This window comes from Pseudomonas sp. LG1D9 (genome assembly GCF_002949995.1).
Classification (GTDB): Bacteria; Pseudomonadota; Gammaproteobacteria; order Pseudomonadales; family Pseudomonadaceae; genus Aquipseudomonas; species Aquipseudomonas proteolytica.
Map to the genome: position 1 here is coordinate 3,572,963 of NZ_CP026881.1, position 18,943 is coordinate 3,591,905.

Annotated in this window: 17 protein-coding genes and 2 tRNA genes; 18 read left to right on the forward strand and 1 reads right to left on the reverse strand. The window is 58.1% G+C overall.

Annotation, left to right across the window (positions count from 1 at the left end; genetic code table 11):
- Positions 1-11: 11 nt before the first annotated feature.
- The 4 genes from carA (at position 12) to C5F71_RS16740 (ending at position 5,381) form a co-directional block, all read left to right on the forward strand.
- Positions 12-1,148: a glutamine-hydrolyzing carbamoyl-phosphate synthase small subunit gene (carA, locus tag C5F71_RS16725; protein ID WP_029298997.1), complete on the forward strand. Its 1,137-nt coding sequence runs from the start codon at positions 12-14 to the stop codon at positions 1,146-1,148.
- Between the two features lie 105 nt (positions 1,149-1,253).
- Complete coding sequence (gene carB / locus C5F71_RS16730) at positions 1,254-4,475, forward strand: carbamoyl-phosphate synthase large subunit (RefSeq protein ID WP_029298996.1); 3,222 nt, start codon at positions 1,254-1,256, stop codon at positions 4,473-4,475.
- Positions 4,472-4,948 carry a transcription elongation factor GreA gene (gene greA / locus C5F71_RS16735; protein ID WP_092233355.1) on the forward strand — a complete coding sequence of 159 codons (477 nt, stop codon included), beginning with the start codon at positions 4,472-4,474 and terminating at the stop codon, positions 4,946-4,948. The genes carB and greA overlap by 4 nt, the downstream gene beginning before the upstream one ends.
- 28 nt (positions 4,949-4,976) lie before the next feature.
- The gene (locus tag C5F71_RS16740; RefSeq protein ID WP_029298994.1) at positions 4,977-5,381 is read left to right on the forward strand and encodes a hypothetical protein; all 405 of its coding nucleotides are present in this window, start codon (positions 4,977-4,979) and stop codon (positions 5,379-5,381) included.
- A gap of 8 nt (positions 5,382-5,389) precedes the next feature.
- Here the strand turns inward: C5F71_RS16740 and C5F71_RS16745 are convergent, their stop codons facing one another.
- Positions 5,390-5,698: a YhbY family RNA-binding protein gene (locus C5F71_RS16745; RefSeq protein WP_029298992.1), complete on the reverse strand. Its 309-nt coding sequence runs from the start codon at positions 5,696-5,698 to the stop codon at positions 5,390-5,392.
- A 105-nt stretch (positions 5,699-5,803) separates the two neighbouring features.
- Between C5F71_RS16745 and rlmE the strand changes: the two genes are divergently transcribed.
- The 14 genes from rlmE (at position 5,804) to rpsO (ending at position 18,820) form a co-directional block, all read left to right on the forward strand.
- Entirely contained in the window at positions 5,804-6,454 is a 651-nt protein-coding gene (gene rlmE / locus C5F71_RS16750; RefSeq protein ID WP_029298990.1) for a 23S rRNA (uridine(2552)-2'-O)-methyltransferase RlmE, read from the forward strand.
- A 200-nt stretch (positions 6,455-6,654) separates the two neighbouring features.
- Complete coding sequence (gene ftsH / locus C5F71_RS16755) at positions 6,655-8,565, forward strand: ATP-dependent zinc metalloprotease FtsH (protein WP_029298988.1); 1,911 nt, start codon at positions 6,655-6,657, stop codon at positions 8,563-8,565.
- A gap of 8 nt (positions 8,566-8,573) precedes the next feature.
- Complete coding sequence (gene folP, locus C5F71_RS16760) at positions 8,574-9,425, forward strand: dihydropteroate synthase (RefSeq protein WP_029298986.1); 852 nt, start codon at positions 8,574-8,576, stop codon at positions 9,423-9,425.
- Between the two features lie 16 nt (positions 9,426-9,441).
- Positions 9,442-10,779 carry a phosphoglucosamine mutase gene (gene glmM, locus C5F71_RS16765; protein ID WP_029298983.1) on the forward strand — a complete coding sequence of 446 codons (1,338 nt, stop codon included), beginning with the start codon at positions 9,442-9,444 and terminating at the stop codon, positions 10,777-10,779.
- A 66-nt stretch (positions 10,780-10,845) separates the two neighbouring features.
- A complete protein-coding gene (gene tpiA, locus C5F71_RS16770) occupies positions 10,846-11,601 on the forward strand; it encodes a triose-phosphate isomerase (protein ID WP_070994377.1) in 756 nt (251 codons plus the stop codon).
- Positions 11,602-11,605: 4 nt separating this feature from the next.
- Positions 11,606-11,989: a preprotein translocase subunit SecG gene (gene secG / locus C5F71_RS16775; protein WP_029298979.1), complete on the forward strand. Its 384-nt coding sequence runs from the start codon at positions 11,606-11,608 to the stop codon at positions 11,987-11,989.
- Positions 11,990-12,010: 21 nt separating this feature from the next.
- Positions 12,011-12,096 (forward strand) — tRNA-Leu (locus C5F71_RS16780).
- Positions 12,097-12,192: 96 nt separating this feature from the next.
- Positions 12,193-12,269 (forward strand) — tRNA-Met (locus C5F71_RS16785).
- Positions 12,270-12,409: 140 nt separating this feature from the next.
- The gene (gene rimP / locus C5F71_RS16790; RefSeq protein WP_032867412.1) at positions 12,410-12,868 is read left to right on the forward strand and encodes a ribosome maturation factor RimP; all 459 of its coding nucleotides are present in this window, start codon (positions 12,410-12,412) and stop codon (positions 12,866-12,868) included.
- 59 nt (positions 12,869-12,927) lie between these two features.
- A complete protein-coding gene (gene nusA / locus C5F71_RS16795; protein ID WP_029298976.1) occupies positions 12,928-14,409 on the forward strand; it encodes a transcription termination factor NusA in 1,482 nt (493 codons plus the stop codon).
- Positions 14,410-14,436: 27 nt separating this feature from the next.
- A complete protein-coding gene (infB, locus tag C5F71_RS16800; protein WP_029298975.1) occupies positions 14,437-16,959 on the forward strand; it encodes a translation initiation factor IF-2 in 2,523 nt (840 codons plus the stop codon).
- A 159-nt stretch (positions 16,960-17,118) separates the two neighbouring features.
- Positions 17,119-17,514: a 30S ribosome-binding factor RbfA gene (gene rbfA, locus C5F71_RS16805; protein WP_029298974.1), complete on the forward strand. Its 396-nt coding sequence runs from the start codon at positions 17,119-17,121 to the stop codon at positions 17,512-17,514.
- Between the two features lie 3 nt (positions 17,515-17,517).
- Positions 17,518-18,435 carry a tRNA pseudouridine(55) synthase TruB gene (gene truB / locus C5F71_RS16810; RefSeq protein ID WP_104911564.1) on the forward strand — a complete coding sequence of 306 codons (918 nt, stop codon included), beginning with the start codon at positions 17,518-17,520 and terminating at the stop codon, positions 18,433-18,435.
- 115 nt (positions 18,436-18,550) lie between these two features.
- Positions 18,551-18,820 carry a 30S ribosomal protein S15 gene (rpsO, locus tag C5F71_RS16815; RefSeq protein WP_003177875.1) on the forward strand — a complete coding sequence of 90 codons (270 nt, stop codon included), beginning with the start codon at positions 18,551-18,553 and terminating at the stop codon, positions 18,818-18,820.
- The last annotated feature ends 123 nt before the right edge of the window (positions 18,821-18,943 follow it).

Sequence of the window (18,943 nt, forward strand, 5' to 3'; positions counted from 1 at the left end):
GGGAGGTCTTCTTGACTAAGCCAGCCATACTCGCCCTTGCTGATGGCAGCATTTTTCGCGGCGAAGCCATTGGAGCCGACGGTCAGACCGTTGGAGAGGTGGTGTTCAACACCGCCATGACCGGCTATCAGGAAATCCTTACCGATCCTTCCTACGCCCAACAGATCGTTACCCTGACCTATCCGCACATCGGCAACACCGGTACTACACCGGAAGATATCGAGTCTGATCGTGTCTGGTCGGCTGGTCTGGTGATTCGTGACCTGCCACTGGTTGCGAGCAACTGGCGTAACACGATGTCGCTGTCCGATTACCTGAAAGCCAACAACGTTGTGGCGATCGCCGGTATCGATACGCGCCGCCTGACACGCATCCTGCGTGAAAAAGGCTCGCAGAATGGCTGCATCATGGTCGGTGACGATGTTTCCGAAGCTGCAGCGATTGCTGCAGCGCAAGGCTTCCCTGGCCTGAAAGGCATGGATCTGGCGAAAGTCGTCAGCACCAAAGAACAGTACGAGTGGCGCTCCACTGTCTGGGACTTGAAGACTGACAGCCACGCAACCATCGAGGCTAGCGAGTTGCCTTACCACGTGGTCGCTTACGACTACGGCGTGAAGTACAACATCCTGCGCATGCTGGTCGAGCGCGGTTGCCGCGTGACCGTGGTGCCGGCGCAAACCCCGGCCGCCGACGTACTGGCCCTGCAACCGGATGGTGTGTTCCTGTCCAACGGCCCGGGTGACCCGGAGCCATGCGACTACGCCATCAAGGCCATCAAGGAAGTGCTGGACACCGAGATCCCGGTATTCGGTATCTGCCTGGGTCATCAACTGCTGGCCCTGGCCTCCGGCGCCAAGACCCTGAAAATGGGGCATGGCCATCACGGTGCCAACCACCCGGTACAAGACCTGGACACTGGCGTAGTGATGATTACCAGCCAGAACCACGGTTTTGCGGTGGATGAAGCCACCTTGCCGGCCAATGTGCGCGCCATTCACAAGTCGCTGTTCGACGGTTCCCTGCAGGGTATCGAGCGCACCGACAAGAGCGCGTTCAGCTTCCAGGGCCACCCTGAAGCGAGCCCGGGCCCGAACGACGTAGCGCCGCTGTTCGACCGTTTCATCAATGAGATGGCCAAGCGACGCTAAATGAGCGGCCTGAGGGCGGCCCGGGAAACCGGTGGCCCCCTCAGGCTCTTCAAGGATTGTTCAAGACGGCTTGCCGACTGACCTGCGGATTTGAGTGACAAACCCATGCCAAAACGTACAGACATAAAAAGCATCCTGATTCTCGGCGCTGGCCCGATCGTTATCGGCCAGGCCTGCGAATTCGACTACTCCGGCGCCCAGGCCTGCAAGGCCCTGCGCGAAGAGGGTTACCGCGTCATCCTGGTGAACTCCAACCCGGCCACCATCATGACCGACCCGGACATGGCCGACGCCACCTACATTGAACCGATCAAATGGCAGACCGTTGCCAAGATCATCGAGAAAGAGCGTCCAGATGCACTGCTGCCGACCATGGGCGGCCAGACTGCACTGAACTGCGCCCTGGACCTGGAGCGCGAAGGCGTCCTGGAAAAGTTCGGCGTAGAGATGATTGGCGCCAATGCCGACACCATCGACAAGGCTGAAGACCGCTCGCGTTTCGACAAGGCCATGAAGTCCATCGGTCTTGATTGCCCGCGCTCGGGCATCGCCCACAGCATGGAAGAGGCCAACGCGGTTCTCGAAAAGCTGGGTTTCCCGTGCATTATCCGTCCGTCTTTCACGATGGGCGGAACTGGCGGCGGTATCGCTTACAACCGTGAAGAATTCGAAGAAATCTGCGCACGCGGTCTGGACCTGTCGCCGACCAAAGAGCTGCTGATCGACGAATCCCTGATCGGCTGGAAAGAGTACGAGATGGAAGTTGTCCGCGACAAAAAGGACAACTGCATCATCGTCTGCTCGATCGAAAACTTCGACCCAATGGGTGTGCACACCGGTGACTCGATCACCGTGGCTCCGGCACAGACCCTGACGGACAAGGAATACCAGATCATGCGTAACGCCTCGTTGGCGGTACTGCGTGAGATCGGCGTTGAAACCGGCGGTTCCAACGTTCAGTTCGGTATCTGCCCGAACACCGGCCGTATGGTCGTAATCGAGATGAACCCGCGTGTATCGCGTTCTTCGGCGCTGGCATCAAAAGCTACCGGCTTTCCGATTGCGCGCATCGCTGCCAAGCTGGCGATCGGTTACACCTTGGACGAGCTGCAAAACGAGATCACTGGTGGTGCTACGCCGGCGTCCTTCGAGCCGTCGATCGACTATGTCGTCACTAAGCTGCCACGCTTCGCTTTCGAGAAATTCCCGAAAGCCGACGCCCGCCTGACCACTCAGATGAAGTCGGTCGGTGAAGTCATGGCCATCGGCCGGACCTTCCAGGAGTCGCTGCAGAAAGCCCTGCGTGGCCTGGAAGTGGGCGTTTGCGGTCTGGACGAGAAGCTCGACCTGAGCAACCCAGAAAGCATGAGCGTGCTCAAGCGCGAGCTGACCGTGCCGGGCGCCGAGCGTATCTGGTACGTGGCTGATGCTTTCCGCGCTGGCATGACCGTCGAAGACATCTTCGGCATGAACATGATTGACCCGTGGTTCCTGGTGCAGATCGAAGATCTGATCAAGGAAGAAGAGAAGGTCAAGACCCTGGGTCTGTCCTCTATCGACCGCGACCTGATGTTCCGCCTCAAGCGCAAAGGCTTCTCTGACCAGCGTCTGGCCAAGCTGCTGGGCGTGACCGAGAAGAACCTGCGCACCCATCGCCACAAGCTGGATATCTTCCCGGTCTACAAGCGCGTTGACACGTGCGCCGCAGAGTTCGCCACCGACACCGCGTACCTGTACTCCACCTACGAGGAAGAGTGCGAAGCCGCGCCGTCGGGCCGCGACAAGATCATCATCCTGGGCGGCGGTCCAAACCGTATCGGCCAGGGCATCGAGTTCGACTACTGCTGCGTCCACGCCGCCCTCGCCCTGCGCGAAGACGGGTACGAGACCATCATGGTCAACTGCAACCCGGAAACCGTTTCCACTGACTACGACACCTCCGATCGCCTGTACTTCGAGCCAGTAACCCTGGAAGACGTGCTGGAAATCTGTCGCGTCGAGAAGCCAAAAGGCGTGATCGTCCAGTACGGCGGGCAAACTCCGCTGAAACTGGCGCGTGCCCTGGAAGCGGCCGGCGTGCCGATCATCGGTACCAGCCCTGACGCCATCGACCGTGCCGAAGACCGTGAGCGCTTCCAGCAGATGGTCGAGCGCCTGAACCTGCGCCAGCCGCCAAACGCGACCGTGCGCAGCGAAGACGAGGCCATCCGTGCAGCCAGCAAGATCGGCTACCCGTTGGTGGTGCGTCCGTCCTACGTGCTGGGCGGCCGGGCGATGGAAATCGTCTACGAAGAAGAAGAACTCAAGCGCTACCTGCGTGACGCGGTGAAAGTGTCCAATGACAGCCCGGTGCTGCTGGACCACTTCCTCAACTGCGCCATCGAGATGGACGTGGATGCGGTCTGCGACGGTACCGACGTGGTGATTGGCGCGATCATGCAGCACATCGAGCAGGCAGGCGTTCACTCCGGTGACTCCGCGTGCTCCCTGCCGCCGTACTCGCTGCCGCTGCACATCCAGGACGAGATGCGCGAGCAGGTCAAGAAAATGGCCCTGGAACTGGGTGTGGTCGGCCTGATGAACGTACAGTTGGCGCTGCAAGGCGAAGACATCTACGTCATCGAAGTCAACCCGCGTGCTTCGCGTACCGTGCCGTTTGTTTCCAAGTGCATCGGCGTGTCCCTGGCGATGATTGCCGCCCGTGTGATGGCCGGTAAAACCTTGAAGGAAATCGGCTTCACCAAGGAAATCATTCCGAACTTCTACAGTGTGAAAGAAGCGGTGTTCCCTTTCGCCAAATTCCCTGGTGTGGACCCGATCCTGGGCCCAGAGATGAAGTCCACCGGTGAAGTGATGGGCGTGGGCGATACCTTCGGCGAAGCATTCGCCAAGGCCCAGATGGGCGCCAGCGAAGTGCTGCCGACCGGCGGTACTGCGTTTATCAGCGTGCGTGACGATGACAAGCCACTGGTTGCAGGCGTGGCCCGTGATCTGATCAACTTGGGCTTCGAAGTCGTGGCGACTGCCGGGACTGCCAAGTTGATTGAGGCGGCTGGCCTGAAAGTGCGTCGCGTGAACAAGGTAACGGAAGGTCGTCCGCACGTGGTCGACATGATCAAGAATGACGAAGTCACCCTGATCATCAACACCACCGAAGGTCGCCAGTCGATCGCGGACTCCTACTCCATTCGTCGAAACGCCTTGCAGCACAAGATCTACTGCACCACCACCATTGCTGCTGGCGAAGCTATCTGTGAAGCGCTCAAGTTCGGTCCGGAAAAGACCGTGCGTCGCTTGCAGGATCTACACGCAGGATTGAAGGCATGATCAAATACCCTATGACTGTCCAGGGCGCCAAGGCCCTGGAAGAGGAGCACGCCCATCTGACCAAGGTCGTACGTCCAAAGCTGAGCCAGGACATCGGTACGGCCCGCGAGCTGGGTGACTTGAAGGAAAACGCCGAATACCACGCTGCCCGCGAGCAGCAGGGTATGGTCGAGGCGCGGATCCGTGATATTGAAGGGCGGATTCAGAATCAGGTCATCATTGATGTCACAAGCATTCCGTACACCGGCAAAGTGATTTTCGGTACCACTGTGGAAATCGCCAACGTCGAGACGGATGAGCGCGTGACTTACCACATCGTGGGTGAGGATGAAGCTGACTTCAAACTCGGCAAGATCTCCGTCGGCTCGCCCCTGGCCCGTGCCTTGGTCGCCAAGGAAGAGGGTGATGTGGTGGCCGTCAAGACGCCTGGTGGCGTGATCGAGTACGAGATTGTCGAAGTTCGTCACATCTGAACGGCGGCGCCCGCTTCGAGCGGGCGCCATGCTTTGGCAGTTGACCCAGATGCTCTGGGTCGGCGGCCTGTGGCTGTTGCACCTGGGTGTATTGCCGGTGCTGGGCATGATTGGCCTGGCGCCGTTGCTGATCGATGAGATCGGCGGATTATTGAGTGCGTTGCTGGTAGGTTTTGCAGCCGCGTGCGTGACGCTCCAGGCACTTGTGCTGATCAAGGCCGAGGGCTTGGGGAGTTTGTGGCGGGATATGCGTGGGCAACTGCTGTTGATGGCGCTGTATGCGTGCGCAATGTATTGCGTGGTGCGCATATTGCTGCCGGAAGCGTTGCGCTGGCAGCTGTTCAGCTATCTTGTGCTAGGGTTTTCTGGCTTGGTGCTGGTGGTACAGCCTGCGCCGGGGTGGAGCGGCAGGGCGCGCGAAGCACGCCCGTGACCCTTGAATCATTTGAAGCGATGAACGTTCGACAGTTGCTTGTTGGCGCTGAAATTCTTGCGATACAGCAGCGCCATCTTGCCGATGACCTGAACCAGGTCCGCTTTGCCCACCTTGCACAGTTCTGCAATGGCGGCCAGGCGTGCTTCGCGATCAAGGATATTGACCTTGATCTTGATCAGCTCGTGATCGCCTAATGCGCGTTCAAGTTCGGCTAACACACCTTCAGTCAAACCGTTGTCTGCCACAATCAGAACTGGTTTCAGATGGTGGCCAATGGATTTGTACTGTTTCTTCTGCTCTTGAGTGAGCGGCATAATCTGACCCCTGCGTCTGATCTTGTAAAAAGCGGCGGCCAGTTTACCCGAGCGAGTCCGGGACCGCCCAGTTAATCACGACCCGTTTTATTTTCGAGGTGGCCCGTGGCCCGTTCCAAAACTAGCCTTAAGTGGCTGCAAGAGCATTTCAACGATCCTTACGTCAAAAAGGCGCAGAAGGACGGCTACCGTTCACGGGCCAGTTACAAGCTGCTGGAGATCCAGGACAAGGACAAGTTGATCCGTCCGGGCATGAGCGTTATTGACCTGGGTGCCGCCCCAGGTGGTTGGTCCCAGGTGACCAGTCGTCTGATTGGTGGGCAGGGGCGTCTGATCGCGTCCGACATCCTGGAAATGGACAGCATCCCGGATGTGACCTTTGTTCACGGTGACTTCACCGAGGACGCCGTACTTGCGCAGATCCTTGAGGCGGTAGGAAATTCACAGGTAGACCTTGTGATTTCCGACATGGCCCCCAATATGAGTGGATTACCGGCCGTTGATATGCCGCGCGCGATGTTCCTTTGTGAATTGGCGCTGGATTTGGCGGGTCGGGTTTTGCGTCCAGGTGGAGATTTCCTTGTGAAGGTCTTCCAGGGCGAAGGTTTTGACGAGTACCACAAGAACATTCGCAAGTTGTTCGACAAGGTGCAGACGCGCAAGCCTGACTCTTCCCGGGACAGGTCCAGGGAGCAGTATCTGTTGTGCCGCGGCTTCCGCGGTGTCGAGGGCGCTGCGAGCGAAGAGCGTTTTTGAGGAATTCGAGGTAGGCGATAGGTTTTTTTATATCGCTTTCGTCATGAAGCTTTACGAATATTGTGTAGTCAAAGTTTCACAAAGGGTTACAGACGGCGCCTGCCAGAGTTGTAGGTAATGTAGTAAGTTAGGCCGGTGAATATCATGCGAAGCGCGCGCCAGTAGCGGAGCTTGCTTCAGAGGGTAGTTAATTGAACGATATGGCAAAGAATCTGATCCTGTGGTTGATCATCGCGGCTGTCCTGGTGACGGTGATGAACAACTTCTCCAGCCCTAACGAGCCGCAGACCCTCAACTATTCCGACTTCATCCAGCAAGTTAAGGATGGCAAGGTCGAGCGCGTGGCGGTTGATGGCTACGTGATCACTGGCAAGCGCAACGATGGCGACAGCTTCAAGACCATTCGTCCGGCGATCCAGGACAATGGCCTGATCGGCGACCTGGTGGATAACAAGGTCGTCGTCGAAGGTAAGCAGCCTGAGCAGCAGAGCATCTGGACCCAGTTGCTGGTAGCCAGCTTTCCGATCCTGGTGATTATCGCCGTGTTCATGTTCTTCATGCGCCAGATGCAAGGCGGCGCGGGGGGCAAGGGCGGGCCGATGAGCTTCGGCAAGAGCAAGGCGCGCCTGCTTTCTGAAGATCAGGTGAAAACTACCCTGGCTGACGTTGCAGGTTGCGACGAAGCCAAGGAAGAAGTCGGTGAGTTGGTCGAGTTCCTGCGCGATCCGGGCAAGTTCCAGCGCCTGGGCGGCCGTATTCCTCGCGGTGTACTGATGGTCGGTCCTCCGGGTACCGGTAAGACCCTGCTTGCCAAGGCGATTGCCGGCGAAGCCAAGGTGCCGTTCTTCACCATTTCCGGTTCCGACTTCGTCGAGATGTTTGTCGGCGTAGGTGCAAGCCGTGTGCGTGACATGTTCGAGCAGGCCAAGAAGCACGCGCCTTGCATCATCTTCATCGATGAAATCGACGCTGTCGGTCGCCATCGTGGTGCTGGTATGGGCGGTGGTCACGACGAGCGTGAGCAGACCCTCAACCAGTTGCTGGTGGAGATGGACGGCTTTGAAATGAACGATGGCATCATCGTGATTGCCGCCACCAACCGTCCTGACGTACTTGACCCTGCGCTGCTGCGTCCGGGCCGTTTCGACCGTCAGGTCGTGGTTGGCTTGCCAGATATCCGTGGCCGCGAGCAGATTCTCAAGGTCCATATGCGCAAAGTGCCAATGGGCGATGACGTGGCTCCGGGCGTGATTGCCCGTGGTACTCCTGGTTTCTCCGGTGCCGACCTGGCCAACCTGGTGAACGAGGCCTCGCTGTTCGCTGCCCGTACCGGCAAGCGCATCGTCGAGATGAAAGAATTCGAGCTGGCCAAAGACAAGATCATGATGGGTGCCGAGCGCAAATCCATGGTCATGTCCGAAAAAGAGAAGCAGAACACCGCTTATCACGAAGCTGGTCACGCCATTGTCGGTCGTGTTGTGCCTGAGCATGACCCGGTCTACAAGGTCTCGATCATTCCACGTGGTCGGGCGCTGGGTGTCACCATGTTCCTGCCGGAAGAGGATCGCTACAGCCTCTCCAAGCGCGCCCTGATCAGCCAGATCTGTTCGCTGTACGGCGGCCGTATCGCTGAAGAGATGACCTTGGGTTTCGACGGTGTTACCACTGGCGCGTCCAACGACATCATGCGTGCCAGCCAGATTGCGCGGAATATGGTCACCAAGTGGGGTCTGTCGGAAAAACTTGGCCCGCTGATGTATGCCGAGGAAGAAGGTGAAGTGTTCCTGGGGCGTGGCGGCGGCGGTCAAAGCGCCAGCTTCTCTGGTGAGACTGCCAAACTGATCGACTCCGAAGTGCGCAGCATCATTGACCAGTGCTACGGCACGGCCAAGCAGATCCTTACCGATAACCGCGACAAGCTCGACGCCATGGCTGATGCCCTGATGAAGTACGAGACCATTGATGCCGAGCAGATTGACGACATCATGGCCGGCCGTACGCCTCGTGAGCCTCGGGATTGGGAAGGTGGTTCGGGTACTTCAGGCACACCGCCAGTAGTACAGAACGAGCGCCCGGAAAACCCAATCGGCGGCCCGGCTGCCGACCTTTAAGGCTTGAGATGACTTCTGCGTCGCCCTCTACCCGGTTGCCTTGCGGCAGCCGGGTTCTTGATTTGGCCCGTACTCACGTTATGGGCATTCTCAATGTAACCCCTGATTCCTTTTCCGACGGTGGCCGCTTCAGCCAGCTGGATGCGGCATTGCGCCATGCAGAAGCGATGGTCGCTGCAGGCGCGACCCTGATTGATGTTGGTGGCGAATCGACCCGGCCAGGAGCGCGCGCTGTCTCCCCATTGGAGGAGATGGAGCGTGTAGCGCCGATTGTCGAGCGAATCCATCGCGAATTGGATGTAATCATTTCAGTAGACACCTCGACCCCTGCCGTCATGCGCGAAACCGCGCGGCTCGGAGCGGGGTTGATCAACGACGTGCGCTCATTGCAGCGCGACGGCGCGCTGGATGCTGCTGCGGCCACTGGGTTGCCGGTCTGTCTGATGCATATGCTCGGTGAGCCCGGGACGATGCAGGACGCTCCGCACTACGACAACCTTGTTGAAGAAGTGACGGAATTCCTGGTGGATCGCATTGCCCAATGCGCCGCTGTGGGAATTGCACCTGAGCGGATCATTCTCGACCCCGGGTTTGGTTTTGCCAAAACCCTGCAGCACAACTTGAGCCTATTCAAACATATGCAGTCGCTGCATGCCCTTGGTCGTCCCCTGTTGGTTGGGGTGTCGCGCAAGAGCATGATAGGCATGGCCTTGAATCGTCCCGTGGGCGAGCGCCTGCACGGCGGGCTGGCCCTGGCGGCCTTGGCCGTCGCCAAGGGCGCGCGCATTCTACGGGTGCACGATGTGGCCGAGACCGTTGACGTAGTGCGGATGATCGAAGCGGTAGAATCAGCCGAATAAGAATGATGGAGCACTTATGACAAAGAAATATTTTGGCACCGACGGTATTCGTGGTCGGGTCGGCGAATTCCCGATCACTCCGGATTTCATGCTCAAGCTGGGCTGGGCGGCCGGGATGGCTTTCCGCAGCATGGGGGCATGTCGCATCCTGGTCGGCAAGGACACGCGGATCTCTGGTTACATGTTCGAATCTGCATTGGAGGCGGGCCTGTCTGCTGCCGGGGCTGACGTGATGTTGCTGGGGCCGATGCCTACGCCGGCGATCGCTTACCTCACGCGTACCTTTCACGCTGAAGCCGGGATTGTGATCAGCGCTTCGCACAATCCCCATGATGACAATGGCATCAAGTTCTTTTCGGGGCAGGGCACCAAGCTGCCGGACGAGATCGAGCACATGATTGAAGAGCTGCTGGATGCGCCGATGACCGTCGTCGAATCGAGCAAGCTGGGCAAGGTTTCGCGGATCAACGACGCTTCGGGTCGTTATATCGAGTTTTGCAAAAGCAGCGTGCCCACCAGTACCAATTTTGCCGGGCTCAAGGTGGTGATCGACTGCGCCCACGGTGCGACCTACAAGGTGGCGCCCAGCGTATTCAAGGAGTTGGGGGCCGAGGTGACTGTGCTGTCGGCTCAGCCCAACGGCCTGAACATCAACGACAACTGCGGCTCGACCCATATGGGGCAGTTGCAGGCGGCGGTATTGGCTGAGCACGCGGACCTGGGTATTGCCTTTGATGGCGACGGCGACCGCGTGTTGATGGTCGATCACACTGGCGCCATCGTCGACGGTGACGACCTGCTGTTCATCATTGCCCGTGACCTGCATGAGCGTAACAAGCTGCAAGGCGGCGTCGTCGGTACCTTGATGAGTAACCTGGGGCTGGAGTTGGCCCTGGCAGATCTGGGGATCCCGTTTGTGCGCGCCAATGTTGGCGACCGCTACGTGATTGCCGAGCTGCTGGAGCGCAACTGGGTGGTGGGTGGCGAGAATTCCGGGCACGTAGTGTGCTTCCAGCACACCACTACCGGTGATGCGATCATCGCTGCGTTGCAGGTGCTATTGGCCTTGCGTCGCCGTGAAGAAAGCCTGGCCCAGGCGCGTCAAGCATTGCGCAAGTGTCCTCAAGTGCTGCTCAATGTGCGTTTCTCTGGGGGTGAAAACCCTATCGAGCACCCGGCCATCAAGGAAGCCTGTGAGCGTGTTACCGTCGCTATGGCGGGCCGTGGCCGGGTCTTGTTGCGCAAGTCGGGGACCGAGCCTTTGGTGCGTGTCATGGTCGAAGGCGATGACGAAACACAGGTTCGCGGCTATGCCGAAGAGCTGGCAAAACTGGTAACTGAAGTTTGCGCCTGAATTCGGCTTGCCAGTGTTGATGCGGTTGGGTAACATCTGCGCCCACTTTGACCGACGAGGTACAGCATGCGTCGCACTATGGTAGCTGGTAACTGGAAGATGCACGGTACCCGCGCCAGTGTCGCTGAGCTGGTCAATGGCCTTCGTCACTTGGCACTGCCGAGCGGTGTCGATATCGCGGTATTCCCGCCTTGCTTGCATATCAACCAAGTGGTTGATGGCTTGAAAGGCAAGTCGATCCAGGTCGGCGCGCAGAATTCCGCAGTAGAAGCCATGCAGGGTGCGTTGACTGGTGAGATTGCACCGAGTCAGCTGGTTGATGCAGGTTGTTCCTATGTGCTCGTTGGGCACTCCGAGCGCCGTCAAATGATGGGCGAGCGTGATGGGACACTCAACCGCAAGTTCGCAGCGGCACAGGCTTGTGGCCTGATTCCCGTGTTGTGCATAGGGGAGACCCTTGAGCAGCGTGAATCCGGCAAGACTCTTGAAGTTGTCTCGCGTCAGCTGGGCAGCATCATCGAGGAGCTGGGTGTTGGTGCATTTGCAAAGGCAGTGATTGCTTACGAGCCGGTCTGGGCCATTGGCACCGGGCTGACTGCTACACCGCAACAGGCGCAGGATGTGCACGCAGCCATCCGCGCGCAGTTGGCGGCAGAGAATTCTGAGGTCGCGCAAGGTGTGCGGCTTCTATACGGCGGCAGCGTGAAGGCGGCCAATGCGGTCGAACTGTTCGGCATGCCGGATATCGATGGGGGGCTCATTGGTGGAGCTTCCCTGAATGCAGATGAGTTCGGTGCGATTTGTCGCGCCGCGGGAAACTGAGAAAATGCTGGAAACAGTCGTAGTCGTTTTTCATCTGTTGGGTGCACTGGGCGTTGTTGCCTTGGTATTGCTGCAACAGGGTAAAGGTGCGGACGCTGGTGCGTCTTTCGGGGCAGGTGCTTCAAATACTGTGTTCGGAAGCCAAGGTTCCTCTACCTTTCTTAGTAAGTTTACTGCTATACTTGCCGCCGGTTTCTTCATAACCAGCCTGGGGTTAGGTTACTTTGCTAAAGAGAAAGCTCATGTGCTGACTCAAGCAGGTTTGCCAGATCCAGCAGTGTTGGAAGTTCCAAAAGCAAAACCGGCTTCTGATGATGTCCCGGTGCTTCAAGAGCAAAAGTCGGCTACTCCAGCGACTGACGTGCCTCCAGCTCAAGAGCAGAAGTAAGAAGGTTGTAAACGCTGTATTGCCGAGGTGGTGGAATTGGTAGACACGCAACCTTGAGGTGGTTGTGCCCATAGGGTGTAGGGGTTCGAGTCCCCTTCTCGGTACCAATTATCAGGAGAGCCCGCTGTTGCGGGCTTTCTTGTAGGTGGAAGGTTACATTGACCCTGTAAGGGATCGGTCGTATACTTCCGCCCCAGCTTTGTCGCGGGGTGGAGCAGTCTGGTAGCTCGTCGGGCTCATAACCCGAAGGTCGTCGGTTCAAATCCGGCCCCCGCAACCAGTTTTAGCGGAGCCCCTTTTAAGGGGCTTTTTGTTAGCTGGACACTTTCAACGCCGCTGTTCGACGGCGTTTCAAGGATGGGCGTTTCGCCCATTTTTTTATTTTGCACAGCATGCACATACATGCACGAGGGGGTTCGGGTGTCGAGCAAGCTAGAAGAGTTGCAGGCCTTGCTGGCCCCGGTGGTCGTGGCCCTAGGCTATGAATGCTGGGGTATTGAGTTTTCGGCTCAAGGTCGCCACTCAATGTTGCGCGTTTATATCGATAAAGAGGGCGGCGTGCTGGTGGACGATTGTGCCATCGTCAGCCGTCAGATCAGTGGTGTCCTGGATGTTGAAGATCCGATCGCCGTTGAATACACCCTCGAAGTTTCCTCGCCAGGCATGGAACGCCCACTGTTCACTATTGAGCAGTTTGCTAAATATGCCGGTGAACAAGTGAAGATCAAGCTGCGATCTCCTTTCGAAGGGCGACGCAACTTTCAGGGCCTTCTGCGCGGTGTAGAAGAACAGGATGTAGTGGTGCAGGTAGAAGACCACGAGTTCCTGTTGCCGATCGATATGATCGACAAGGCCAACATTATTCCCAGTTTTGACTGAGACGTGCCAGAAACTGCGGATCCCGCGGATCCAATGGCTTGCGAAAGGCGAGGCGTACGATGAGCAAAGAAGTACTGCTGGTTGTTGAGTCGGTATCCAATGAAAAGGGCGTACCGGCAAACGTGATTTTTGAAGCGCTGGAGCTGGCCCTGGCCACTGCTACCAAAAAGCGTTTTGAAGACGAAGTTGATCTGCGTGTGGAAATCAATCGCCACACCGGAGCCTATGAGACGTTCCGTCGCTGGACGGTCGTCGAAGAAGCCGATCTTGATGATCCGGCCATCGAAACCTGGCCGAGCAAGGTTGCGTTAACGCATCCTGGTGCCCAGGTTGGTGACGTCGTCGAGGAAAAGATCGAGTCCATCGAGTTCGGCCGCATCGCTGCACAGACTGCCAAGCAGGTCATCGTGCAAAAGGTTCGCGAAGCCGAGCGCGCCCAAGTTGTTGATGCCTATCGCGAGCGCCTGGGGGAAATCATCTCCGGCACCGTGAAGAAAGTAACTCGCGACAACGTGATCGTCGACCTGGGTAACAACGCAGAAGCGTTGTTGGCCCGTGAAGACATCATTTCCCGCGAAACCTTCCGTGTTGGCGTGCGTTTGCGCGCGCTACTCAAGGAAATCCGCACTGAGAACCGCGGCCCTCAACTGATCCTGTCGCGTACTGCGCCGGAAATGTTGATCGAGCTGTTCCGTATCGAAGTGCCGGAAATTGCCGAAGGCCTGATCGAAGTCATGGCTGCGTCCCGCGACCCGGGTTCGCGTGCCAAGATCGCGGTCCGCTCCAAGGACAAACGCATCGACCCGCAAGGCGCTTGCATTGGTATGCGCGGTTCGCGCGTCCAGGCAGTGTCGGGAGAATTGGGCGGTGAGCGCGTGGATATCGTGCTGTGGGACGATAACCCAGCGCAGTTCGTGATCAACGCCATGTCCCCGGCCGAAGTTGCGGCAATTATTGTTGACGAAGATGCCCATGCAATGGACATCGCCGTTGGCGCAGACAATCTGGCCCAGGCCATCGGTCGCGGTGGTCAGAACGTGCGTCTGGCCAGCCAGTTGACTGGTTGGACCCTGAACGTCATGACCGAATCGGACATCCAGGCTAAGCAGCAAGCAGAAACCGGCGATATCCTGCGCAACTTCATCGACGAGCTGGAAGTCGACGAAGATCTGGCACAGGTGCTGGTAGATGAAGGCTTCACCAGCCTGGAAGAGATTGCCTACGTACCGGTGGAGGAAATGCTCAACATCGACGGCTTTGACGAAGACACCGTCAACGAGCTTCGCGCTCGGGCCAAGGATCGCTTGTTGACTAAAGCCATCGCTACTGAGGAAAAGCTGGCAGACGCCCATCCGGCCGAAGACCTGCTCTCGCTTGAGGGTATGGACAAGGATTTGGCGATGGAACTGGCGGTGCGCGGCGTAATTACCCGCGAAGACCTGGCCGAGCAGTCTATTGACGACCTGCTCGACATCGACGGCATTGACGATGATCGTGCCGGCAAGTTGATCATGGCCGCCCGAGCCCATTGGTTCGAGTAATTAGGCGCGGCCTGAGGAGAGAAGTGCATGACGCAAGTCACGGTGAAACAACTGGCCGATGAGGTCAAAACACCGGTAGAGCGCCTGTTGCAGCAGATGCGTGAGGCAGGTCTGCCGCACACCGCCGCCGAGGAACATGTGAGCGACAGTGAGAAGCAATCGTTGCTGACTCACTTGAAAAGCAGCCACAAGGCGAAAGTGGAAGAACCGCGCAAGATTACATTGCAGCGCAAAACAACCAGCACCCTGCGGGTGGCTGGTAGCAAGAGCATCAGCGTTGAAGTACGTAAGAAGAAAGTCTTCGTACAGCGCAGCCCGGAAGAAATCGAAGCCGAGCGCAAACGCGAGATGGACGAACGTCGCGCAGTAGAAAATGCTGCACGTCAGAAGGCTGAAGAAGAAGCCAAGCGTCGCGCCGAAGAAGAAGCGCGTCGCCAGCCTGCTGCTGCGCAATCCGCTACTGATGCAGTCGCCGCTCCTGCAGCGCCTGTTGAAGCTGTGCGTGAGGCTGCTCCGGTTGCCGCTGCGCCAGCACCTGCTGCTGACGCTCGCAAGCGCGACGAACCTCGTCGTCCGGACAAGCCGCGTGCCGACGATAACAATCGTCGCAGTGGTGGTGGCGATGGCGAGCGTAAAAACGCTCCGCATCGTGCCTCGGTCAAAGAGAAAGCGCCTGCTCCACGTGTTGCGCCACGTACTACCGACGAAGAAAGCGATGGCTTCCGTCGTGGTGGTCGCGGCAAGGCCAAGCTGAAGAAACGCAACGCCCACGGTTTCCAGAGCCCAACCGGCCCTGTCGTGCGTGATGTGCAGATCGGCGAGACCATCACTGTTGGCGATTTGGCCAATCAGATGTCGGTCAAGGCTGCTGAAATCATCAAGTTCATGTTCAAACTGGGTACTCCAGCGACCATCAACCAGGTGCTTGACCAGGAAACTGCTCAACTGGTAGCCGAAGAACTGGGCCACAAAGTGACCCTGGTCAGCGACACCGCCCTGGAAGACTCCCTGGCCGAGTCCCTTAAGTTTGAAGGCGAGACCTTCTCCCGTGCGCCAGTCGTGACCGTAATGGGCCACGTTGACCATGGTAAGACCTCGCTGCTCGACTATATCCGTCGTGCCAAGGTAGCTGCCGGCGAAGCCGGTGGTATCACCCAGCACATCGGTGCATACCACGTTGAAACCGAGCGCGGCATGGTCACCTTCCTTGACACCCCAGGTCACGCCGCGTTTACCGCAATGCGTGCCCGTGGTGCCAAGGCGACCGACATCGTGATCCTGGTAGTTGCAGCGGACGACGGCGTAATGCCGCAGACCATTGAAGCTGTCCAGCACGCCAAGGCCGCTGGTGTTCCACTGGTTGTTGCCGTGAACAAAATCGACAAGCCGGGCGCTGATCTTGATCGCATCCGTAGCGAACTGTCGGTTCACGGTGTGACTTCCGAAGAGTGGGGCGGTGATACGCCGTTCGTTTCGGTTTCGGCGAAGGTCGGTACCGGCGTAGACGAACTGCTCGAAGCTGTTCTGCTGCAAGCCGAAGTCCTGGAACTCAAGGCAACCCCATCGGCCCCGGGTCGTGGTGTTGTGGTTGAATCGCGTCTCGACAAAGGTCGTGGCCCGGTTGCTACCGTTCTGGTTCAAGACGGTACCCTGCGCCAAGGCGACATGGTGCTGGTCGGTTCGAACTATGGCCGTGTACGTGCCATGCTCGACGAGAACGGCAAGCCAATCAAGGAAGCGGGTCCATCCATCCCTGTCGAGATCCTCGGCCTGGACGGTACCCCGGACGCTGGCGACGAGATGAGCGTACTGTCGGACGAGAAGAAAGCCCGTGAAGTGGCTCTGTTCCGTCAAGGCAAGTTCCGCGAAGTCAAACTGGCCCGTGCTCACGCCGGCAAGCTGGAAAACATCTTCGAGAACATGGGCCAGGCAGAGAAGAAGACGCTCAACATCGTCCTCAAATCTGACGTCCGTGGTTCCCTCGAAGCGTTGAACGGCGCCTTGAACGGCCTGGGTAACGACGAAGTGCAAGTGCGTGTTGTCGGTGGCGGTGTCGGTGGTATCACCGAGTCCGACGCCAACCTGGCACTGGCTTCCAACGCTGTACTGTTCGGCTTCAACGTGCGTGCCGATGCTGGCGCACGGAAGATCGTCGAGCAGGAAGGCCTGGACATGCGTTACTACAACGTCATCTACGACATCATCGAAGACGTCAAGAAGGCCCTCACCGGCATGCTTGGCAGTGACGTCCGGGAAAATATCCTGGGTATCGCTGAAGTTCGTGACGTGTTCCGTTCGCCGAAGTTCGGCGCGATTGCCGGTTGCATGGTTATCGAAGGTACTGTGTACCGCAACCGTCCAATCCGTGTACTGCGTGAAGACATCGTTATCTTCGAAGGCGAGCTGGAATCCCTGCGCCGCTTCAAGGATGACGCTTCCGAAGTGCGTGCCGGCATGGAATGCGGTATCGGCGTCAAGAGCTACAACGACGTCAAGCCTGGCGACAAGATCGAAGTTTACGAGAAGGTCCAGGTTGCTCGCAGCCTCTAACTCGCGCACTTCAGGAGCCACGCCGCGTGTGGGCATGCAAATGCCCCGCGCAGTGTCCGGACTCTAAACGCAACGCCCGGTCTGGCTTTTGTCAGGCCGGGCGTTTGCCGCTTTCAGACCCCACGGGTTTCACCGTGTGGCAGTAACAGGTAACAAGACATGGCAAAAGAATACAGCCGTACCCAACGTATCGGCGATCAGATGCAGCGCGAGCTGGCCCAACTGATCCGTCGCGAAGTCAAAGACCCGCGCGTTGGCCTGGTCACCATCACCGCTGTTGAAGTGAGCCGTGACGTTGGTCACGCGAAGATCTTCATCACCGTGATGGGCCAGGACAACAGTGAAGAGATCGCGCAAAGCATCAAGGTGCTCAACTCCGCCGCAGGGTTTTTGCGGATGCAGTTGGCCCGCGAGATGAAGCTGCGCAGCGTGCCCCAGTTGCACTTCCACTACGACGAAAGCGTCGTGCGTGGTGCGCATCTGTCGGCCCTGATCGAACGTGCAGTGGCTGAAGACAATCAGCATCCGTCCACACCTGAAGACGCCAAGGAGTAAGCGGTGGCTCAGGTCAAACGTATCCGTCGTAACGTCAGCGGTATCATCCTGCTCGACAAGCCCATTGGCTTTACCTCCAATGCCGCTTTGCAGAAGGTCCGCTGGCTGCTCAATGCCGAGAAGGCGGGGCACACCGGTAGCCTTGATCCCCTGGCGACTGGCGTATTGCCATTGTGTTTCGGCGAGGCTACCAAGTTCTCCCAGTACCTGCTCGATTCGGACAAGGGTTACGAAACCCTGATGCAACTGGGCAAGACCACCACCACGGCCGATGCCGAAGGTGATGTTCTGCAGGTTCGCGACGTGACCGTTGGTCGTGCAGATATTGAGGCTGCCTTACCCGCTTTTCGTGGGCAAATCAGTCAGATACCGCCGATGTACTCGGCTCTCAAGCGTGATGGCCAGCCTCTTTACAAGCTGGCACGTGCGGGCGAAGTAGTGGAGCGTGAACCGCGTTCTGTTACTATTGCGCGCTTGGAATTGCTCGCCTGTGAAGGCGAGACCGCCCGTTTGGCCGTGGACTGCAGCAAAGGCACCTATATCCGTACCCTGGTGGAAGATATTGGTGAACAACTCGGTTGCGGCGCGTACGTTGCAGAACTGCGACGCACACAGGCAGGCCCTTTCACCCTGGCCCAGACGGTCACGCTGGAAGAGTTGGAAGCCGTGCATGCCGAAGGCGGCAACGAAGCAGTTGATCGCTTCCTGATGCCATCGGACAGCGGTTTGCTGGATTGGCCATTGCTGCACTTCTCGGAGCACAGCGCGTTCTACTGGCTTAACGGCCAACCGGTACGCGCTCCGGATGCGCCGAAGTTCGGCATGGTGCGGGTACAAGATCACAACGGTCGCTTTATCGGTATCGGTGAAGTGAGCGAAGACGGGCGCATCGCGCCGCGTCGACTGATTCGGTCAGAATGACCGGACGAGGGTGGCTGTTAACAGGCACGGTCACTACTCATTTTTAGATACAGGGATTTGTCCCTGGCCTGTTGAAACTGCCCTCTGGGTGGTTTCCTGAAAAAAGGATTGCCTCATGGCTCTCGACGTTCAAGAAAAAGCACAAATCGTAGCTGACTATCAGCAAGCTGTTGGTGACACTGGTTCGCCAGAAGTGCAAGTTGCACTGCTGACCCACAACATCAACAAGCTGCAAGGTCACTTCAAGGCCAACGGTAAAGATCACCACTCCCGTCGTGGTCTGATCCGCATGGTAAACCAGCGCCGTAAGCTGCTGGACTACCTGAAAGGCAAGGATCTGGGTCGTTATCAGACTCTGATCGGTCGCCTGGGTCTGCGTCGCTAATCAGCGATTGCGCTAGAGGTTGGTTGTTTGCCGTGTGTCAGTGGGATTCCCGCTGGCCCATGGCAGGCTCCCAGCCTCAAGTTTTATCTGGATACACGTTTTACCCTGGACAAGGGTTGGGCC

Excerpts from the sequence above, each read along its gene's own strand:
- carB (WP_029298996.1), top strand. The coding sequence starts at position 1,254 with ATGCCAAAACGTACAGACATAAAAAGCATCCTGATTCTCGGCGCTGGC.
- C5F71_RS16745 (WP_029298992.1), bottom strand. The coding sequence starts at position 5,698 with ATGCCGCTCACTCAAGAGCAGAAGAAACAGTACAAATCCATTGGCCAC.
- C5F71_RS16740 (WP_029298994.1), top strand. The coding sequence starts at position 4,977 with ATGCTTTGGCAGTTGACCCAGATGCTCTGGGTCGGCGGCCTGTGGCTG.
- ftsH (WP_029298988.1), top strand. The coding sequence starts at position 6,655 with ATGGCAAAGAATCTGATCCTGTGGTTGATCATCGCGGCTGTCCTGGTG.
- secG (WP_029298979.1), top strand. The coding sequence starts at position 11,606 with ATGCTGGAAACAGTCGTAGTCGTTTTTCATCTGTTGGGTGCACTGGGC.
- rbfA (WP_029298974.1), top strand. The coding sequence starts at position 17,119 with ATGGCAAAAGAATACAGCCGTACCCAACGTATCGGCGATCAGATGCAG.
- folP (WP_029298986.1), top strand. The coding sequence starts at position 8,574 with ATGACTTCTGCGTCGCCCTCTACCCGGTTGCCTTGCGGCAGCCGGGTT.
- infB (WP_029298975.1), top strand. The coding sequence starts at position 14,437 with ATGACGCAAGTCACGGTGAAACAACTGGCCGATGAGGTCAAAACACCG.
- glmM (WP_029298983.1), top strand. The coding sequence starts at position 9,442 with ATGACAAAGAAATATTTTGGCACCGACGGTATTCGTGGTCGGGTCGGC.
- nusA (WP_029298976.1), top strand. The coding sequence starts at position 12,928 with ATGAGCAAAGAAGTACTGCTGGTTGTTGAGTCGGTATCCAATGAAAAG.
- tpiA (WP_070994377.1), top strand. The coding sequence starts at position 10,846 with ATGCGTCGCACTATGGTAGCTGGTAACTGGAAGATGCACGGTACCCGC.
- rpsO (WP_003177875.1), top strand. The coding sequence starts at position 18,551 with ATGGCTCTCGACGTTCAAGAAAAAGCACAAATCGTAGCTGACTATCAG.
- greA (WP_092233355.1), top strand. The coding sequence starts at position 4,472 with ATGATCAAATACCCTATGACTGTCCAGGGCGCCAAGGCCCTGGAAGAG.